Here is a 531-nt window from a genome sequence, read left to right on the forward strand (position 1 = left end):
CAATGTTAATGAGCGTGTCGCCAATGGCTCCAGCCTGGTATGTGCTGGCGTTATCGCTGGTGGGGTTAGGTCTGGGGATTTGGCTGCGACAGGATATTTATCATCGCGATACGAGCGTACAGGGAGAGTTACAGCGTTTGTAAGGAATATCCCCCCGTCAGGGGGGATAAAGGCAGATTAGTGTGCTTCACCAATCGGCAGGNTTGCGGGGGGATACAGACAGAATTAGTGCATTTCACCAATTGGCAGGATGGTGCGGCCAAACTGTTCGTTCAGCACTTCACCCATCGCCAGGTAAATGGCGCTTGCGCCACACACTAAGCCAACCCAACCCGCTACGTGAATGATTGCTTCGTTACCTGCAATGTTACCCACGGCCAGCAGGGCGAACAGCACGGTCAGGCTCAGGAACACGAACTGCAGCATGCGCGCGGCTTTCAGCGTACCGAAGAACATGAACAGAGTGAACACGCCCCACAGACCCAGGTAAGCGCCCAGGAACTGACCATTGGTTGCATCCGCGAGGCCCAT

The 531-nt window shown here is 55.1% G+C and carries 1 protein-coding gene and 1 pseudogene; one reads left to right on the forward strand and one right to left on the reverse strand.

Annotated elements, in window-relative coordinates:
* Positions 1-143, forward strand: a pseudogene (locus tag FDX22_RS30965) (MFS transporter); the annotation flags it as partial.
* 82 nt (positions 144-225) lie between these two features.
* On the opposite strand, the gene FDX22_RS12400 reads toward FDX22_RS30965, so the two are convergent.
* Positions 226-531: acetate uptake transporter (locus FDX22_RS12400; protein WP_186805305.1), on the reverse strand; the 306-nt coding region annotated here is incomplete at its 5' end.

Origin of the sequence: Citrobacter sp. TBCS-14 (assembly GCF_005280805.1) — a bacterium.
In the GTDB taxonomy this organism is placed as follows: Bacteria; Pseudomonadota; Gammaproteobacteria; order Enterobacterales; family Enterobacteriaceae; genus Citrobacter; species Citrobacter gillenii.